The sequence below is a fragment of the Agrobacterium sp. A3-95 genome, assembly GCF_053521785.1.
Map to the genome: position 1 here is coordinate 611369 of NZ_JBNWDR010000001.1, position 17825 is coordinate 629193.

Annotated in this window: 16 protein-coding genes; 9 read left to right on the forward strand and 7 right to left on the reverse strand. The window is 59.3% G+C overall.

Annotated elements, in window-relative coordinates; translation table 11 throughout:
• Positions 1–9: 9 nt before the first annotated feature.
• The 5 genes from ACQZ5Y_RS03070 to ACQZ5Y_RS03090 all read right to left on the reverse strand — a co-directional run bounded on the left by ACQZ5Y_RS03070 (position 10) and on the right by ACQZ5Y_RS03090 (position 5748).
• Entirely contained in the window at positions 10–822 is an 813-nt protein-coding gene (locus ACQZ5Y_RS03070) for an ABC transporter permease (protein WP_003515157.1), read from the reverse strand.
• A gap of 4 nt (positions 823–826) precedes the next feature.
• Positions 827–1735, reverse strand: a complete 909-nt coding sequence (locus ACQZ5Y_RS03075) for an ABC transporter permease subunit (protein WP_003515156.1) — start codon at positions 1733–1735, stop codon at positions 827–829.
• An 11-nt stretch (positions 1736–1746) separates the two neighbouring features.
• Positions 1747–2904, reverse strand: a complete 1158-nt coding sequence (locus ACQZ5Y_RS03080; RefSeq protein WP_013635505.1) for an ABC transporter ATP-binding protein — start codon at positions 2902–2904, stop codon at positions 1747–1749.
• Between the two features lie 179 nt (positions 2905–3083).
• Positions 3084–4181, reverse strand: a complete 1098-nt coding sequence (locus ACQZ5Y_RS03085) for a polyamine ABC transporter substrate-binding protein (RefSeq protein WP_003515154.1) — start codon at positions 4179–4181, stop codon at positions 3084–3086.
• 151 nt (positions 4182–4332) lie between these two features.
• Positions 4333–5748: a helix-turn-helix domain-containing protein gene (locus ACQZ5Y_RS03090; protein ID WP_174049187.1), complete on the reverse strand. Its 1416-nt coding sequence runs from the start codon at positions 5746–5748 to the stop codon at positions 4333–4335.
• A gap of 254 nt (positions 5749–6002) precedes the next feature.
• Between ACQZ5Y_RS03090 and aceA the strand changes: the two genes are divergently transcribed.
• Positions 6003–7292 (forward strand): isocitrate lyase, encoded by a 1290-nt coding sequence (aceA, locus tag ACQZ5Y_RS03095; protein ID WP_013635503.1) that lies wholly within the window; start codon positions 6003–6005, stop codon positions 7290–7292.
• A gap of 83 nt (positions 7293–7375) precedes the next feature.
• On the forward strand, positions 7376–7633 hold the full coding sequence (locus tag ACQZ5Y_RS03100) for an SMc00767 family acetate metabolism repressor (RefSeq protein ID WP_003515151.1): 258 nt from the start codon (positions 7376–7378) through the stop codon (positions 7631–7633).
• Positions 7634–7639: 6 nt separating this feature from the next.
• Here ACQZ5Y_RS03100 and ACQZ5Y_RS03105 read toward each other — a convergent pair whose 3' ends face one another.
• On the reverse strand, positions 7640–8512 hold the full coding sequence (locus ACQZ5Y_RS03105; RefSeq protein WP_112496688.1) for a LysR family transcriptional regulator: 873 nt from the start codon (positions 8510–8512) through the stop codon (positions 7640–7642).
• 83 nt (positions 8513–8595) lie between these two features.
• Between ACQZ5Y_RS03105 and ACQZ5Y_RS03110 the strand changes: the two genes are divergently transcribed.
• Positions 8596–8943, forward strand: coding sequence for a hypothetical protein (locus ACQZ5Y_RS03110; RefSeq protein WP_174049358.1), 348 nt, complete (start codon positions 8596–8598; stop codon positions 8941–8943).
• 110 nt (positions 8944–9053) lie between these two features.
• Here ACQZ5Y_RS03110 and ACQZ5Y_RS03115 read toward each other — a convergent pair whose 3' ends face one another.
• Complete coding sequence (locus tag ACQZ5Y_RS03115) at positions 9054–10235, reverse strand: BaiN/RdsA family NAD(P)/FAD-dependent oxidoreductase (RefSeq protein WP_111799339.1); 1182 nt, start codon at positions 10233–10235, stop codon at positions 9054–9056.
• Positions 10236–10364: 129 nt separating this feature from the next.
• Between ACQZ5Y_RS03115 and ACQZ5Y_RS03120 the strand changes: the two genes are divergently transcribed.
• The 6 genes from ACQZ5Y_RS03120 (at position 10365) to edd (ending at position 17741) form a co-directional block, all read left to right on the forward strand.
• The gene (locus ACQZ5Y_RS03120) at positions 10365–11801 is read left to right on the forward strand and encodes a glutamine synthetase family protein (RefSeq protein WP_013635499.1); all 1437 of its coding nucleotides are present in this window, start codon (positions 10365–10367) and stop codon (positions 11799–11801) included.
• Positions 11802–11811: 10 nt separating this feature from the next.
• Positions 11812–13098 carry an NAD(P)/FAD-dependent oxidoreductase gene (locus ACQZ5Y_RS03125; RefSeq protein WP_003515145.1) on the forward strand — a complete coding sequence of 429 codons (1287 nt, stop codon included), beginning with the start codon at positions 11812–11814 and terminating at the stop codon, positions 13096–13098.
• Between the two features lie 26 nt (positions 13099–13124).
• Positions 13125–13475: a hypothetical protein gene (locus ACQZ5Y_RS03130; RefSeq protein ID WP_111794992.1), complete on the forward strand. Its 351-nt coding sequence runs from the start codon at positions 13125–13127 to the stop codon at positions 13473–13475.
• Positions 13476–13612: 137 nt separating this feature from the next.
• Positions 13613–15088 (forward strand): glucose-6-phosphate dehydrogenase, encoded by a 1476-nt coding sequence (gene zwf, locus ACQZ5Y_RS03135; RefSeq protein WP_003515142.1) that lies wholly within the window; start codon positions 13613–13615, stop codon positions 15086–15088.
• A 10-nt stretch (positions 15089–15098) separates the two neighbouring features.
• On the forward strand, positions 15099–15797 hold the full coding sequence (gene pgl, locus ACQZ5Y_RS03140; protein WP_019564290.1) for a 6-phosphogluconolactonase: 699 nt from the start codon (positions 15099–15101) through the stop codon (positions 15795–15797).
• Between the two features lie 123 nt (positions 15798–15920).
• The gene (gene edd, locus ACQZ5Y_RS03145) at positions 15921–17741 is read left to right on the forward strand and encodes a phosphogluconate dehydratase (RefSeq protein ID WP_003515140.1); all 1821 of its coding nucleotides are present in this window, start codon (positions 15921–15923) and stop codon (positions 17739–17741) included.
• Positions 17742–17825: the final 84 nt, after the last annotated feature.

The following is a 17825-nucleotide window of genomic DNA, read 5'->3' on the forward strand; positions in this document are numbered from 1 at the left end:
AATATTCGATCAGTTGCGCGCGGCTGCGTGTTCGTCCTTCATCCGCTGGAGTTCCGTGCGTTTGGAGGCGATGGAAGCGACAATCACGCCGATTGTGACAAGCCCGATAAGGATCGTGCAGATGGCGTTGATCTCAGGTGTGACGCCAAGACGAACCTGCGAATAAATCTTGATCGGCAGCGTCGTCGCACCTGGACCAGTGGCGAAACTTGCGATCACGAGATCATCGAGCGACAGCGTAAACGCCAACATCCAGCCGGCGATGACGGCCGGGAAGATCAGCGGCAGGGTAATTTTGAAGAAGGTCTTGACCGGCGGGCAACCGAGATCGAGCGCTGCTTCCTCGAGGCTGCGATCAAAGGTCAACAGACGCGACTGCACGACGATTGCCACATAACACATGGTGAAGGTGGTGTGGGCGATGACCACCGTCCAGAAGCCGCGATCCACCCCAACGGCCACGAACAGCAAAAGCAGCGACAGACCGGTAATAACCTCCGGCATGACGAGCGGCGCATAGATCATGCCCGAAAACAGCACGCGTCCCGGAAAGCGCGCAAAGCGCGTCAGAGACAGCGCCGCCAGCGTTCCGAGGATGGTGCCGATGGTGGCGCTCAAAATACCCACACGAAGCGTCACCCAGGCTGCATCCATCAGCCCCTGGTTCGACCACATGGACTTGTACCATTGCAACGAAAATCCGCCCCAGACGGTGACCAGCTTCGAGGCATTGAAGGAATAAACGATCAGGATGATGATCGGGATATAGAGAAAGGCAAAACCGAGGGTCAGGACGGTGATGTCGAATTTTCCGCGTTTCATGGCCTCACCCGACTTTCTTCTGCTGGTTCTGGAAGATGGCGATGGGCACCACCAGCAACAGTAGAAGCAGCACCGCAACGGCGGATGCCAGGGGCCAGTCGCGGTTGCCGAAGAATTCAGTCCAGAGGGTCTTGCCGATCATCAGCGTCTGCGCACCGCCAAGCAGATCGGGAATGACGAATTCGCCGGTTATCGGGATGAAACAGATCATCGACCCGGCTACGACGCCCGGCAGCGACAGCGGGAAGGTAATCTTCCAGAAGGCTTTCCAAGGCGGGCAACCCAGATCGGCCGCCGCTTCCAGAAGCGTATTGTCGAATTTTTCCAGCGCCGAATAAAGCGGCAGCACCATGAACGGCAGATAGGAATAGACGATTCCGATGAAGATCGCCGTCTCGGTGCGGAAGATATTGACCTGCTGGTCCGGCCCCAGAAAACCGAGCCATTGGAACAGCACCGTCAGCAGACCTTCGGGCTTCAGAATACCGATCCAGGCGTAAACGCGGATAAGGAACGAGGTCCAGAACGGCAGGATGACCAGCATCACCAGCGTCGGGCGGATGGATGACGGCGAACGCGCCATGGCAAGAGCCATGGGATAACCGATCAGCAACAGCAGGAAGGTGGAGATGAATGCGATGCGCAGCGACGAGAGATAGGCGTCGATGTAGAGCGGGTCTTCCGTCAGAAACAGGTAGTTTTCGAAATCCAGCTGCGAGAAGAATGCGCCAAGCTTCGAAAACCCTTCGAAGACTGGCGTATAGGGCGGCATGGATATCGCCGTATCCGAAAGCGATATTTTGAAAATGATGAAAAAGGGCGCTGCGAAAAACAGCATCAGCCAGAAATAGGGAACCGCGACGACCAGCCATCGCCAGGGACTTTGCCGGTTTTCAGGAGTGGTGATCGCCATAAAAGCCTCCCTCAGTGCGTTAGCACAAGACCGGAATCCTGTTTCCAGTTCAACCACACCATATCGCCGAAGGTGATCGGGCGATCCACGAGACGCGAGACATTCGCCTGCGCTGCACGGATGACACGGCCATCGGCAAGCTTGACGATGAACACCGAGAAGTCACCGAGATAGCCGATATCCCAGACTTCGCCATAAGCGGAATTGACGGCGCTGTCGGTGGGTTGATCGAGCGAGATGCGGACCTTTTCCGGGCGGATGGCGAAAGCCACCCGGCTTCCGGTGACAGCGGCGCATTCCTGCTCCACGGCAACTGTCAGCCCGTCGCAATCGAGTGTCACCAGTCCCGGTTTGCCGATATCGGACGCGTTAGTGACGACATTGGCGTCGAAAATATTGATGTCGCCGATGAAATCCGCCACGTAACGACTGTTCGGCGCCTCGTAGATTTCGGCAGGCGTTGCCACCTGCACCACAATGCCCTTGTCCATGACCGCGATCCGGTCCGACACCGTCATTGCCTCTTCCTGGTCATGGGTGACGATCAGGAAGGTGAGGCCGAGATTGGTCTGGATGTCCATCAGCTCGAATTGGGTTTCCTCGCGCAGCTTCTTGTCGAGCGCACCGAGCGGTTCATCCAGCAAAAGCACCTTCGGCCGCTTGGCAAGCGAGCGGGCAAGCGCCACGCGCTGCCGCTGGCCGCCCGAAAGCTGGCTCGGCTTGCGCTTGGCAAACTCGCTGAGCTTGACGAGCCGCAGCATTTCCTCGACCCGCGAGGATATTTCTGCCTTGGGCAGACCGTCCTGCTCCAGACCGAAGGCAATGTTCTTCTCCACCGACATATGCGGGAAAAGGGCGTAGGACTGAAACATCATATTGGTCGGGCGCTTGTAGGGCGGCACGCCGGAAATATCCTTGCCCTGAAGGAGAATACGCCCATTGGTCGGTTCCTCGAAACCGGCCAGCATGCGCATCAGCGTGGTCTTGCCGCAGCCGGAAGGACCGAGCAGCGAAAAGAACTCCCGTTCGTAAATATCGAGCGTCAGATTATCGACGGCGACGAAATCGCCAAATCGCTTGGTGACGTTTTCAAAACGGATGAAGGGAACCGCATCGGGATTGTCCCAAGGGCTAAATTTGCGTTTGACCGGCCCCAGAGTTTTCGCCATTCACCCTACCCTCAAATCCCGTTGATTTTGTAGATTTGAGCATCGGATTTCCCGAAAACCGCGTCACATTTTTCGGTCCGATGCCATGAGGCGGGCAGCGCCGGCAGGTTGCGTGACCTGCCGGCAAGGTATCAGAGAAACAGGCCCGCCGGCCGTTTCTCAACCAGCGCGCGGAGCTATCAGCTACCGGTCTTTATCTGCGTCCAGACACGGTTCAAGACGCGCTGTTCCTTCGGTCCGTAGGGTGAGATGGTGAAGAGCTTCTTCATCGTCTCGGCATTGGGGTAGACCGCCGGGTTCTTGGCAACCGACGGATCCATCAGCGCCTGCGAGGCAAGGTTGCCGTTCGCATACTGAACATAGTTGGACGCCTTGGCGATGACTTCCGGGCGCATCAGGTAGTTTATGAAGGTGTGAGCTTCCTCGACATTCTTGGCATCCGCCGGGATGGCAAGGTTGTCGAACCACATATAGGTGCCTTCCTTCGGGATGACGTAGTTCACCTCGACGCCGTTCTTGGCTTCTTCGGCACGCTTTTTCGCCTGAAGAATGTCACCCGACCAGCCGATCGTGATGCAGCTGTCGCCATTTGCCAGCTCGTCGATATAGGCGGAAGAGTTGAAGGTCTTCACAAAGGGACGGATCTTCGAATAGACGGCACCGCCCGCTTCCAGATCGGCCGTTTCCTTGCTGTCCGGGTTCTTGCCGAGGTAATTCATCGCGATGGCGAAGGTCTCGTCCGATGCATCGAGAATATTGATGCCACAGGATTTCAGCTTTTCGGCATTTTCCGGCTTGAAGAGAATATCCCAGCTGTCGACCGGAACATCACCGAGAGCCGCCTTCACCTTGGCGACGTTATAGCCGATGCCTGTTGTGCCCCACATGTAGTTCACGGCATACTCGTTGCCGGGGTCGTATTTCGCCAGACGCTCGGAGACATCCGGCCACATGTTCTTCAGATTCGGCAACTTGGACTTGTCGAGTTTCTGGAAAACACCGGCATTGATCTGGCGGGCAAGGAAGGGGCCTGTCGGCACCACCACGTCGTAGCCGGAGCTGCCGGCCAGAAGCTTCGTTTCCACGAGTTCGTTGCTGTCGAATACATCGTAAACGACCTTGATGCCGGTTTCCTTGGTGAAATCGGTAAGGATCGATTCGTCGATATAATCCGACCAGTTAAAGACGTGAACGACCTTCTCCTGGGCCATTGCCGAGCCTGCAGCAACGAGCGCCGTCGTGAGAGCCAAAGTGAAACGGAGCGAACGGTTTTTCATGATTTCTCCTGTTAACGCATCCTCGTGACGGAAGCGTGATCCCCTTTTTCAGTGAGACTAGAAAGGAAAACAAAAGGGAGCAAGCGGGAAATGTGCAGCACAGCATTTTCAACCGAATGTGTTCCACCGGGAAAAAAGTGATGCGAAACCTCTACTGGAAGTCGAAAACACTAAGACCGGTCACCATTTCGTCCAGGCCGAGCGGCCTCGTCAGCGGGGCTTCTGCCCGCGACAGACAGCCCTGCCTTTCACACAGCCGGCACGAGGGACCAATGGCAATGGTCGGCCCACCTGCGCCGGCAGCCCCGTAGACCGTCTCCCCGGCCTGGGCGAGATCGCAGCCCAGAAGCACGGCCGTTCGCCGCACCCTTTCGCCGAAACCGGCCTGCGGGCCTTCAAGTGTGCGCGACACCGTCAGGAAGGCGTCACCGTCAGGCATCTCCACCGGCTCCACCAGCACCTGCCCCGGCTGGGCAAAAGCTGCGTGGATATTAAGACGCGGACAGAGGCCGCCAAACCGTGCCCTCGGGAAACCACCGGCGCCCGCAAGACGGAAACGGTTGCCGGCATTGTCAGTCTCCATCAAAAAGAACGGGATTGCCGCAGCCGTCGGCCTTTGCAGGCTGACGAGCCTGTTGGCGGCCTGCTCGAACGACACATTGAAGCGCGACCGCAGGACATCGAGATCGTATTTCGCGCGCTGGGAGGCACTCAAAAACGCACCATAGGGCATCATTAGGGCGTGGGCGGCATAACGCGCCAGCTCGAAGCGGGCGATGCGCCGTGCCTCCTCCCCCTTCAGGCCAAGCGTCTCCAGCTCAGCGCCAATCTCCTCTCGAAGCGCCAGAAGACAGGTTTCCATCGCCATTTCCCTGAGCTGATCCGGCTGCGACAGGCGCTCGGACAAAAACAGCCGCATGGAATGGCGGTCATAACGCCGCCGCAGATTGGGCATGGCATGGACCGGCAGAGTTCTGACCACGATACCGTGGTTTTTCTGAAGCCATGCGCGAAGGCCCGCGGCGAGATCTTCGCCCGCCGACAATTGCTTGTGGAGTTCTTCTGCCGCCGCATCGATGGAATGGACATAGGCCGGCCGGTTTTCAAAGACGTGCCGCACCTCGTCTATCGGCAGGCGGGTGGAGGAAAGCGCCGTCTCATGTCCTTCGCGCGCCAGAAGATCCGAGAGGTCGGAAAGGCGCTGCGCCTGTTCCCGATACGCCCTGTACAGCTTGACGACGCCACTTGCCGCATTGGGCGCGGCATCTGCCACCTCGATCAGCTCCTGCGGCGACGGCACCTCGCCCACCAAGAGCGGATCGGCGAAGACCTCTCGCAATTGCCCGGCGGAACCGGCACTCTCGCCTTGCAGGTCGTCCAGATCCACCTTGTAGACTGAAGCGAGCTTCAAGAGCAGCTGCACGGTCAGCGGCCGCTGATTGCGCTCGATGAGATTGAGGTAGGAAGGCGAGATCGCCAGCGCCTCGGCCATGGCCGTTTGCGTCAGCGCCAGACCGTTGCGAATACGACGTACGCGCGGGCCAGCAAAAATCTTGTTTTCCGACACAGCCTCAACCTCACATCGAAAGACTCATACAAGTCTGTTACAAAATCGCCGGGCATGAGGCTTTTACAAAATTTACAATTTTACAGCTCCGCCCTGTCATGCACACTACAGCATAACCTCTTTCAAGTCACTGTTTTTATGTTTGTTCTGGCGCTCAAACTCATGAAAATGTAAATGTAGTCACATCGAACGGCACTTCACACAGTTGAAGACAGCACGTTTCTGAAACTGCATTTGTCATGGGAGAGAGAAGTATGACGGATTTTTACAAACTTGTTCCGGGCGCACCGCAGGGACGCTTCGACGGCATTGAGCGCACTTATACCGCCGCCGACGTGGAGCGGTTGCGCGGCTCCGTTGAAATCCGCCATTCGCTGGCCGAGATGGGTGCCAACCGGCTGTGGAAGCTGATCAACGAAGAGAATTTCATCAATGCGCTCGGCGCGCTTTCCGGCAACCAGGCCATGCAGATGGTTCGCGCCGGGCTGAAGGCGATCTATCTTTCCGGCTGGCAGGTTGCGGCAGATGCCAACACGGCCTCCGCCATGTATCCGGACCAATCGCTCTACCCCGCCAATGCGGCGCCAGAGCTTGCAAAGCGCATCAACCGCACCTTGCAACGGGCAGACCAGATCGAGACGGCAGAGGGCAAGGGCCTTTCGGTCGACACGTGGTTCGCGCCGATCGTTGCCGATGCGGAAGCCGGTTTCGGGGGACCGCTCAACGCCTTCGAGATCATGAAGGCATTCATCGAGGCCGGTGCAGCCGGTGTTCACTATGAAGACCAGCTGGCATCTGAAAAGAAGTGCGGCCATCTCGGCGGCAAGGTTCTGATCCCCACGGCGGCGCATATTCGCAACCTGACGGCGGCACGACTTGCAGCCGACGTCATGGGCGTGCCGACGCTGGTCATCGCCCGCACCGATGCGGAGGCAGCCAAGCTTTTGACCTCTGATATTGACGAGCGCGACCAGCCCTTCGTTGATTACGATGCCGGCCGCACCGTCGAGGGCTTCTATCAGGTGAAGAACGGTCTTGAACCCTGCATAGCCCGTGCGGTGGCCTATGCGCCCTATTGCGATCTGATCTGGTGCGAGACCTCCAAGCCAGATCTCGAGCAGGCGCGCAGGTTTGCCGAGGGCGTGCACAAGGTGCACCCCGGCAAGAAGCTCGCTTACAATTGCTCGCCGTCGTTCAACTGGAAAAAGCACCTCGACGACGCGACGATTGCCAAGTTCCAGCGCGAACTCGGGGCGATGGGCTACAAGTTCCAGTTCATCACGCTGGCCGGCTTCCACCAGCTGAATTACGGCATGTTCGAACTGGCGCGCGGCTACAAGGAGCGGCAGATGGCGGCCTATTCCGAGCTTCAGGAAGCGGAATTCGCGGCCGAGGTTAACGGCTACACCGCCACCAAACACCAGCGCGAAGTCGGCACCGGCTACTTCGACGCCGTGTCGCTGGCAATCTCGGGCGGCACGTCTTCGACCACCGCCATGAAGGAATCCACCGAGCACGACCAGTTCCGCCCGGCGGCGGAATAAACTGGAAAACTGCCCTTCCCTTGAACGGGAAGGGCTTGCAAATCGCATCAAGAACCCCAACCAATAAAGAGAGGAGAAATGCCATGAATGCCCATAACCCCATCAAGACCCACGTCAAGGAACGCGCCGAGGAGCAGTCCTCCGCCATGACGCAGGATCAACAGGTCGCCATCCGCATGCTGGCCAACGATCTGCACCGCCTCAATCAGGCCGTCATGAAGGCAGTTGAGGCCGGTGTTTCCGTTGAACTCGTCCGCTCAGCCCGCCATCACGGCGGGGGCGGCAACTGGGGCGATCTTCTGATCCCGGTCATCGTTGCGCAGGGAAGTGCTGCTGCGTGACACCGCTCACGCCGGACGGCTTTTTCGTCCGGCGTACAAATCGGAATGTCGCTTGATGAGACGCGTCATCCGGTCCGCCACCGTCCGTATATCGCGGCGGTGGCGATCGTCATTGTTCATGACGATCCACTGATTGTGACGAAGCGCTTCGATTTCGTCACCCTCACGCATCAGCCGCGCATCGGCATCGCCCACGAAACACGGCAGCACGGCAACCCCTGCTCCCGCCAGCGTGAGATCGAGCAGTGCCGTTGGCCTGTTGACGGTCACCACGATATTGTCCCGCCGGTTTTCATGCGACCAGCGCAGGTAGGCGGAAATGGCGTTTTCTTCCGCCACCGCCAACCACCGGTCTGAAACGGAGCTGGCGGCGTTGCGCAACCTGTAGGGCGCATAGGCCACCTCCCCCGTCTTGACGGCAGCGAGGTTGCGTTCCTCGGGCTCGAAAGCGCGAATGCCGATGTCGTTTTCACGGTGCGCCAAAGACGCCCTCTGTTCGGCGATGAAAAGATCGATGCGGAAATCGTCGCGATCCGTGCAGATGGCGGAGAAATTTACTGCCAGCAGCCAGGCATTCCAGGTACCGACGGCAATGCGCACGACGGAAGAGGCTGATGACGCCTTTTGCCATCCCTCGATATCCTTTGCCGCGTTCTCCATCGCCTGAAGGCGGTCAAACAGCGCGCGGCCATCCGGTGTCAGCGCGTATCCCGTCTGGCTGCGCTGGAACAGCGCCTTACCAATGCGCTCCTCCAATTCGATCATGCGTCGCCCGATAGTCGCAGGGCTCAAACCCGTCAGCGCCGCAGCACCCGTCAGGCCGCCGCTGCGTGACACATCGAGGAAAAGTTGGTATGAATCCCAAGTGACGTTTTTCATTTATGAAAAACGTAGCGCATTTTCTTGTGCAGATAAAACAAAAAACGGCGTGCATCATGGCCCTCCGCAACATGGAGAGTGACATGCACGTATTTTATTCAGCATTGGCCATCATCGAAAACCAGACGCCGCGCTCGCGGCGGGAAGCCATCCGGCAAGAAGAGAAATTCTATGCCGATATGGCCGAGGCATCCTGGCCGTGGCGGCTGTTTACCGCGATTGCTGCAACGGCGAAAGCGAAGAGCCTGACCTTAGTAAAAAAGGGCGATCAGGGCAGCCACGGCACCGGCTGCGATTGCAGTCAGGCGAAAGGCCAACTGCCTGCTCTCGCTTTCGGCGCGGGCGATGGCAATGGCGCGAGGGCGGCGATGTGCGGATCTGTTCATGCGCGGGCTCCTGACGAAAAACTCAACCGACCCATGCCCTGTTAAGAGCCTCCAGCATGACATCATGTACAGCGGAACCACAACGCGATCCGGCTTTGCTGGCATTCTGTCAGGATGACTCCGTGCCTATTAACAAGGTGTTAATACGAGCGGTTTCAGGCGAATTCACCTGCTGCCCGACCGGAGGCCCAGGCCCACTGGAAATTATAACCGCCCAGCCAGCCGGTCACGTCAACACATTCGCCGATGAAATAGAGGCCGGCCACGGTTTTCGCTGCCATGCTGCGGGAATCGAGGCCGGTCGTATCCACGCCGCCAAGCGTGACTTCCGCCGTGCGATATCCCTCGGAACCGGCTGGCTTGATCTGCCAGTCCTGCACCTCATTCGCCAAGGTCGCCAGAGCCTTGTCTGACATATCGGCAAGGTTGCCGGTCAGCCCCGATTTTTCGACGACATGCTGCGCCAGCCGTTTCGGCAGGATTTCCGCAAGAGCGGTCTGGGCCGACTGGCGGCCGTTCTTCTGTTTCGCTTCCTTTAGCAAGGCGACGATATCGCGCGCAGGCTCCAGTTTCAGGCGGATCGTATCGCCCTCCCGCCAAAAGGAGGAGATTTGCAGGATCGAGGGGCCGCTTAGGCCCCGATGGGTAAACAGAAGTGCCTCGTTGAAAGCCGTTTTGGCATGGGAAATTTCGGCTGGCACGGCAACACCGGCAAGGGGGCTCAGCCTTTCCAGGGCCGCAGGATCGAGCGTCAGCGGCACGAGGCCGGGGCGCGTCTCGATGAGCGACAAGCCGAACTGCTCGGCGATCTGGTAGGCAAAACCGGTCGCACCCATTTTCGGGATCGACTTGCCGCCCGTTGCGACCACAAGGCTTTCCGCCTCGATGACGCCGCCGGAGGTCGTCACGCGAAACCGGCCGCCATCATGGGCGACATCGGAAACAGCGGTTTCGAGCCTCAATTTCACCTTTGCAGCCTGCATTTCGCCAAGCAGCATGCGGATGATGTCCTTGGCGCTATCGTCGCAGAACAGCTGCCCAAGCGTCTTTTCATGCCAGGCGATACGATGTTTTTCGACCAGAGCGATGAAATCGCGCGGCGTGTAACGGGCAAGTGCGGATTTGGCGAAATGCGGGTTAGCGGAGAGATAGTTCTTCGGCCCGGCATGGATGTTGGTGAAATTGCAGCGGCCGCCGCCGGAGATGCGGATTTTCTCGCCCGGCGCCTTGGCATGGTCGAGGATGATGACGGAGCGGCCGCGCTGGCCGGCGCGGATGGCGCACATCATGCCGGCAGCCCCCGCCCCCAAAATCAGCACGTCACATTTGTCTGCCATAGTTGTTTTCCGTTTGCTTCTCCCTTTCCTCTTTTCGAAGTGTCGCCCGTTGTCAATGGCGCTTTCCCCCTCGCCAATTGCCAAACTCCGGTTATGATGGCGCCAGTCGAAACACAGACCCGGTGATACATGCCCCCGAAGAAAACCATGCTCCGCCCGAAGAAACAGGCAACCATGGCAAAGAAACCTCCCCTCGACCTTTCCTCTACCCGTGGCGTTTCCTCCTGGCGCGAAGCTTCGCAATGGTTGAGGGCGCGCGGTATTGAGGATATTGAATGCATAACACCCGATCTTGCCGGGGTTGCGCGTGGCAAGATGATGCCGACGGCGAAATTTACGGGCGACACCTCGCTTGCCCTGCCCTCCGCCCTCTATCGCCACACGATCTCGGGCGAATATCCGGATGAGACGGCAAACTTCCGCTATGAGCCGCGCGACAGCGACCTGAAGCTTGTGCCTGATCTTTCCACGCTATCCGTGGTGCCATGGGAAAGCGACCCGACCGCGCAAGTGATCTGCGATGTCGTGGATGCCGAGGGTAATTTCGTTCCCTATACGCCGCGCAACGTGCTGAAAAACGTGCTTTCGCTTTACACCGAAAAAGGCTGGAAGCCGGTCGTCGCGCCGGAAATCGAATTCTACCTCGTCGCCATGAATGACGACCCTGACTATCCGCTGCATCCGCCGAAGGGCCGCTCCGGACGCTCCATTGTCGGTGGGCAGAGCTATTCCATCGCCGGCATCAACGAGTTCGACGAACTGATCGACGATATCTATCACTTCTCCGAAAAACAGGGCCTCGAGATCGATACCCTTATCCATGAGGAAGGCCCGGCCCAGCTGGAAATCAACCTGCGCCATGGCGATCCGATCGAACTTGCCGACCAAGTGTTCCTGTTCAAGCGCACGATCCGTGAAGCAGCATTGAAGCATGGCATCTACGCCACCTTCATGGCCAAGCCCATGCAGGGTCAACCGGGCTCGGCCATGCATATCCACCAGTCGGTGGTGGAGATCGACAGCGGCCGCAATATCTTCTCCAACAAGGACGGTGGCCCTTCCAAGGAGTTCTTCGCCTTCGTCGGCGGCATGCAGCGTTATGTTCCGAACGCGCTGGTGATGCTTGCTCCTTACGTGAACTCCTATCGCCGCCTGACGCCTGACATGGCTTGCCCGGTCAACAATGCCTGGGGTTACGACAATCGCACGACGGCTTTCCGCGTGCCGATTTCCAGCCCGCAGGCAAGGCGTGTCGAAAACCGCCTGCCGAGTTCGGATGCCAATCCCTATCTCGCGCTCGCCGCTTCGCTTGCCTGCGGCTGGCTCGGCATCGTCAACAATATCGAGCCGACCGAACCGACCGCCGATACGGCCAATGAAGGCTCCATCGACCTGCCGCGCGGGCTGCTGGAAGCCGTGGCGTTGCTGGAAGGCGAAGAACAGTTCGAGCGGGTGTTCGGCCATGAATTCGTCGGCCTTTATGCGGGCCTGAAGCGCGGGGAATTCGAGACATTCATGCAGGTCATCAGCCCATGGGAGCGGGAATTCCTGCTTCTCAACGTGTGAGGTCTGAAGCATGACGTGGCAAAGCCCGATAGCGCCGGGGATTTCCTGGTATCAGGCAAGCGCCCAGGAGCGGCCGCAATATCCGGCGCTCGACGGGTCGAAAGCAGTGGACGTCGCGGTCGTCGGCGGTGGCTATACCGGGCTTCAGGCCGCCTTTAATCTTGCCGCCAACGGTGTCTCCGTCGCCTTGATCGAGGCGCATCGTTTCGGCGACGGCGCGTCCGGCCGCAACGGCGGGCAATTCGGCACCGGGCAGCGCTCGTTTCCCGACGAGATGGAAGACGAGATCGGCTTCGAGCAGTCCAAGGTACTGTTCGATATCGCCGAGGATGCCAAGCACTACGTCCTCAACTTCGCCCGCGATCACGGCATCGACATGGAGTATCTGCCGGGGCAGCTCTATGTGGCGCACAAGGCTGCTTACGAAGACGATTACCGCAAAAGCGTCGATGCGATGAACAATCGCTACGGCTATCCGCATATTTCCTACATGGAGCGGGCGGACGCACGCAGACGTGTCGGCTCCAGCCATTATTTCGGCGGCACACGCGATACCGGCACCGGCCATATCCATCCGCTGAAGCTGCTGGTCGGGCTTGCGAAAGCCGCAAAAGAGGCGGGCGCCGGCATCCATGAAATGACGCCCGCCAAATCCATACGCCAGGCGGGCGGCAAGACCATCATCGAAACGCCCTCCGGCACGCTGACCGCAACGCGGGTGCTGATTGCGACCAATGCCTATATCGGCAATCTGGAACCGGTGACGGCGGCCCATATCATGCCCATCCGCTCCTTCATCGGCGCGACCGCACCGCTTGACGCTTATCCTGACATTATTCCCGGCAAGGAAGCCGTGGCCGATTCCCGTTTCGTGGTGCGCTATTTCCGCAAGACGGTCGACAACAGGCTGCTGTTCGGCGGGCGCGAGGCCTATACGGCCGATACGCCGCGCGACATTTCCAGCCATATTCGCCGGCAGATCGCGGAAATCTATCCCGAACTCGGAAATGTCGAGATCACCCATTCCTGGGGCGGCTCCGTCGGCATCACCCTGCCAAGGCGGGTGTTCGTGCGGGAAGTCATGCCAGGGGTCACCTCCATCGGCGGTTATTCCGGACACGGGGTGATGCTGTCGAACTATTGCGGCAAGCTCTATGCCGATCTCGTTCTCGGCAGACAGGATATGCTGGCGCCATTCGCGCGGTTGAAGGTTCCGTCGTTCCCCGGCGGCGCATCGCTGCGGGCACCGCTGCTTTTCCTGGCGCTCTCATGGTACGCATTGCGAGACAGGTTTTAGGAAATCCGCCCACCTCTGGAGATCTGATGGAAAGACCTAGCGACAGGCTTGTAACGATTGCGACCGGTTACGGGATGGCGGAAACCGCCGTGACGTGTTCGTTTCTGCGCGCCTATGGCATCCACACCACCGTGCCCTCGGCCCATATCGTTTCCGTGAATTGGCATTTGATGGTCGCTTTCGGAGGCATGGAAATCCGGGTGCCGGAGTGGCAGCGGCATGAGGCAAGACTGCTGCTGGACAGCATAGATGCCTCGCACAAGGTTGATGAGCCATCACCGCGATCATGGATGGGGAAAATCGCAGCAATCGTCGTTTTTTTCTTTTTTTCCGTTCCGCCGCCGGCCAAAGGCTTGTTCAAGAACCCTGCTTTCTAGCCGGCATCACTCAATGACAATCGGTACGGGTTTTCGACCCGTGAAACCAAAATTCATAATTTCACATAACTGAGACTGGCATTTTTAAATCGATTAGATTATGGATGCCCCAACCCTTGAAGATCGAGAGTATCGATATGAGCAGTCAGATCATTCCTGTTGAAGCTTTTGATTGTGTCGTTTTCGGCGGCACAGGCGATTTGGCAGAGCGCAAGCTTTTGCCGGCCCTTTATCACCGTCAGGTCGAAGGCCAGTTCACGGAGCCGACCCGTATCATCGGCGCGTCGCGTTCGGTCATGAGCCATGAGGAATATCGCAAATTCGCGCAGGACGCGCTGAAGGAGCATCTGAAGGCGGGCGAATATGATGATGCGCAGGTTGCGCTGTTCCTCAACCGGCTTTTCTACGTTCCCGTCGACGCAAAATCCGGCAACGGATGGGACGTGTTGAAGAAGCTGCTCGATGAGGGCAAGGAGCGCATACGCGCCTTCTATCTCGCTGTTGCGCCCGGCATTTTCGGCGATATCGCCGACAAGATCCGCGAACACAAGCTTATCACCCGCTCGACCCGCATCGTCGTTGAAAAGCCGATCGGCCGCGACCTTGCCTCGGCGCAGGAACTCAACGACACCATCGGCCATGTCTTCAAGGAAGAACAGATCTTCCGCATCGACCACTATCTCGGCAAGGAGACGGTGCAGAACCTGATGGCACTGCGTTTTGCCAACGCGCTTTACGAGCCGCTTTGGAATTCCGCCCATATCGACCACGTGCAGATCACGGTCGCAGAAGCTGTCGGCCTTGAGGGTCGCGCCGGATATTACGATACGGCCGGTGCGTTGCGCGACATGGTGCAGAACCACATTCTGCAATTGCTTTGCCTCGTTGCCATGGAGCCGCCCGCTTCCATGAACGCGGAAGCCGTGCGTGACGAAAAGCTCAAGGTCCTGCGCTCGCTGAAGCCGATCAACACCAGCAATGTCGAAAAGCTGACGGTTCGCGGCCAGTACCGCGCCGGCGCTTCCGCAGGCGGCCCGGTGAAAGGTTATCTGGAGGAGCTGGAGGGCGGCGTTTCCAACACGGAAACCTTCGTCGCCATCAAGGCCGAAATCGCCAACTGGCGCTGGGCCGGCGTTCCTTTCTACATTCGCACGGGAAAACGCCTTGCGACCCGCGTTTCGGAAATCGTCGTCACGTTCAAGCAGATCCCGCATTCGATCTTCGACGATGCGGCCGGCAAGATCGAAGCCAACAAGCTGGTCATTCGCCTTCAACCGGACGAAGGCGTCAAGCAGTCGCTGCTCATCAAGGATCCCGGCCCGGGCGGCATGCGTCTGCGTCAGGTCTCGCTGGACATGAGCTTTGCCGAAGCCTTCAATGTGCGCAGCCCCGATGCCTATGAGCGGCTTTTGATGGATACCATACGCTCCAACCAGACACTGTTCATGCGCCGCGACGAAGTGGAAGCGGCATGGGACTGGGTCGATCCGATCCTCAAGAGCTGGGAAGAGCTGGGACAGGGCGTACAGGGTTATACTGCCGGAACCTGGGGTCCGAGCGGCTCGATCGCACTGATCGAGCGCGACGGCCGCACCTGGCACGACGCTGACTGAGGGCGCGGGTATGAGCGAAACAATCCATGTCTTCGACACAGCCGCTGAACTGGCGAAAACCCTGGCGGCGGATGTCGCCGCGCGTCTCGACGCGGCAACGAAAGAATACGGAACGGCAAGCATTGCCGTTTCGGGCGGTTCAACGCCCAAGCTGTTCTTCCAGGCGCTTTCCCATCATGATCTCGACTGGAGCAACATCAGCGTGACGCTGGTGGACGAACGGTTCGTGCCGCCGGAGAGCGAGCGCTCGAACCACCGGCTGGTCAGCGAGAACCTGTTGCAGGACAAGGCGAAGGCGGCCTATTTCGTGCCGCTGTTCCAGCCCGCGGCCTCGCCTGAGGATGCAGCGACGCTTGCGACCGTCAAGACCGAAGCGATCTGCGATCCTTTCGATGTCGTCGTGCTGGGCATGGGAACGGATGGGCATACGGCATCGTTCTTTCCCGGTGGCGACAATCTCTACGAAGCGCTCGACCTTGACGAACCGCGCGGCGTTTTGACCATGGCGGCGGAAACCGCGGGGGAAGAACGGTTGACGTTCAACTTCTCCAGCCTTCACGATGCAGGTTTTCTGGTGCTCCACATCGAAGGTGCAGCAAAAAAGGCGACGCTTGAAAAAGCACAGTCGGGCGAGGATGAGGACGAAATGCCGATCCGCGCCGTGCTGAACCGGGCAGAAACCGCCCTGGATATTTACTGGGCGCCATAACTGGATGCGGTTGCCGCGCAAGCGGCCCCGCGACAGCGCCCGACGACACAAGACGAAAACACGATAACCGGTCCTTCATCTCCCGGAACGCCGGTTCTCGACCAACGAACAGGATGAACGCTCATGTCCGCCGATTCCCGCATTCAGGCCATTACCGCCCGCATCGTCGAACGCTCCAAGCCTTACCGCGAGACCTATCTCGAGCGGCTGCGGCTGCAGGTTTCGAAGGGCGTTCATCGCTCCACTCTCTCCTGCGGTAACCTCGCGCATGGATTTGCTGTCTGTTCCCCCGCCGACAAGGACCTCCTTGCCGGCGACCGGGTTGGTAATCTCGGCATCATCACCGCCTATAACGACATGCTGTCGGCGCACCAGCCTTACGAGACCTTTCCGGCAATCATCCGCGAGGCCGCAGCGCAAGCCGGCGGCGTGGCGCAGGTCGCGGGTGCCGTGCCTGCCATGTGTGACGGCGTAACCCAGGGCCAGCCGGGCATGGAGCTCTCGCTATTCTCCCGTGATGCCATCGCCATGGCTGCCGGCATCGGCCTGTCGCATAACATGTTCGACGCCGCCGTCTATCTCGGTGTCTGCGACAAGATCGTTCCCGGCCTCGTCATCGCAGCGCTTTCCTTCGGTCACCTTCCCTCCATCTTCATCCCCGCTGGGCCTATGACCACCGGCCTGCCGAACGACGAGAAATCCCGCATTCGCCAGCTTTATGCAGAGGGCAAGGTTGGGCGCGCCGAGCTGCTGGAGGCGGAGTCCAAATCCTATCATGGTCCCGGCACCTGCACTTTCTACGGCACGGCGAATTCCAACCAGATGCTGATGGAGATCATGGGTTTCCACATGCCCGGCTCTTCCTTCATCAATCCCGGCACGCCGCTGCGCGACGCGCTGACACGCGAGGCCGCCAAGCGGGCGCTCGCCATCACCGCGCAGGGCAACGAATTCACGCCTGCGGGCGAAATGATCGATGAGCGCTCGATCGTCAACGGCGTCGTTGGCCTGCACGCGACGGGCGGCTCGACCAACCACACCATGCATCTGATCGCCATGGCGCGCGCAGCCGGCATCATCCTCACCTGGCAGGATATTTCCGACCTGTCGGATACCGTGCCGCTGCTTGCCCGCGTTTATCCCAACGGTCTTGCGGATGTGAACCATTTCCACGCCGCAGGCGGCATGGGCTTCCTCATCAAGCAGCTTTTGAAACAGGGCTTCGTGCATGACGATGTCCGCACCGTCTTCGGACAGGGGCTCGAAGCCTACACCGTGGATGCCAAGCTTGACGAAAACGGCGCGGTGACCCGCGAGCCTTCTCCCGAGCAGAGCCACGACCCCAAGGTTCTCGCCAGCATTGAAACGCCGTTCCAGCCGACCGGCGGTTTGAAGATGCTGACCGGCAACCTCGGCAAATCGGTCATCAAGATCTCCGCCGTCAAGCCCGAACGCCATATCATCGAGGCGCCCGCGATCGTCTTTAACGACCAGCAGGAGCTTCAGGATGCCTTCAAGGACGGCAAGCTCAACCGCGATTTCATCGCTGTCGTCCGTTTCCAGGGTCCGAAGGCCAACGGCATGCCGGAACTGCACCGCCTGACACCGCCACTTGGCGTGCTGCAGGATCGCGGCTTCAAGGTGGCGCTGGTAACGGACGGACGCATGTCCGGCGCTTCCGGCAAGGTGCCGGCCGCCATCCATGTCACGCCGGAAGCTTCCGAATGCGGCCCGATCTCGCTCATCCGCGATGGCGACATCATCCGTCTCGACGCCATTTCCGGAACGCTTGAAGTGCTTGTTCCAGCCGCAGAGCTGGCAAAGCGCGAACCGGCGCGCGCCGACCTTTCCGCCAACGAATGGGGCATGGGCCGCGAACTTTTCGCCCCGTTCCGCCGTAATGTCGGCCCTGCCGACCAGGGCGCCAGCGTTCTGTTCCATTGATCGCCCGGAGGCGAAGGCCGGATTCGGCCTCGCCTCCGCACCCTCTTGGCATGACCTGCACAACCCGCGCTGAAACCGCTTTAT

Coding starts and splice junctions, on each gene's coding strand:
- pgl (WP_019564290.1), top strand. CDS start 15,099: ATGAGCGAAACAATCCATGTCTTCGACACAGCCGCTGAACTGGCGAAA.
- ACQZ5Y_RS03105 (WP_112496688.1), bottom strand. CDS start 8,512: ATGAAAAACGTCACTTGGGATTCATACCAACTTTTCCTCGATGTGTCA.
- ACQZ5Y_RS03080 (WP_013635505.1), bottom strand. CDS start 2,904: ATGGCGAAAACTCTGGGGCCGGTCAAACGCAAATTTAGCCCTTGGGAC.
- ACQZ5Y_RS03125 (WP_003515145.1), top strand. CDS start 11,812: ATGACGTGGCAAAGCCCGATAGCGCCGGGGATTTCCTGGTATCAGGCA.
- ACQZ5Y_RS03115 (WP_111799339.1), bottom strand. CDS start 10,235: ATGGCAGACAAATGTGACGTGCTGATTTTGGGGGCGGGGGCTGCCGGC.
- edd (WP_003515140.1), top strand. CDS start 15,921: ATGTCCGCCGATTCCCGCATTCAGGCCATTACCGCCCGCATCGTCGAA.
- zwf (WP_003515142.1), top strand. CDS start 13,613: ATGAGCAGTCAGATCATTCCTGTTGAAGCTTTTGATTGTGTCGTTTTC.
- ACQZ5Y_RS03075 (WP_003515156.1), bottom strand. CDS start 1,735: ATGGCGATCACCACTCCTGAAAACCGGCAAAGTCCCTGGCGATGGCTG.
- ACQZ5Y_RS03070 (WP_003515157.1), bottom strand. CDS start 822: ATGAAACGCGGAAAATTCGACATCACCGTCCTGACCCTCGGTTTTGCC.
- ACQZ5Y_RS03130 (WP_111794992.1), top strand. CDS start 13,125: ATGGAAAGACCTAGCGACAGGCTTGTAACGATTGCGACCGGTTACGGG.
- ACQZ5Y_RS03110 (WP_174049358.1), top strand. CDS start 8,596: ATGCACGTATTTTATTCAGCATTGGCCATCATCGAAAACCAGACGCCG.
- aceA (WP_013635503.1), top strand. CDS start 6,003: ATGACGGATTTTTACAAACTTGTTCCGGGCGCACCGCAGGGACGCTTC.
- ACQZ5Y_RS03085 (WP_003515154.1), bottom strand. CDS start 4,181: ATGAAAAACCGTTCGCTCCGTTTCACTTTGGCTCTCACGACGGCGCTC.
- ACQZ5Y_RS03120 (WP_013635499.1), top strand. CDS start 10,365: ATGCCCCCGAAGAAAACCATGCTCCGCCCGAAGAAACAGGCAACCATG.
- ACQZ5Y_RS03100 (WP_003515151.1), top strand. CDS start 7,376: ATGAATGCCCATAACCCCATCAAGACCCACGTCAAGGAACGCGCCGAG.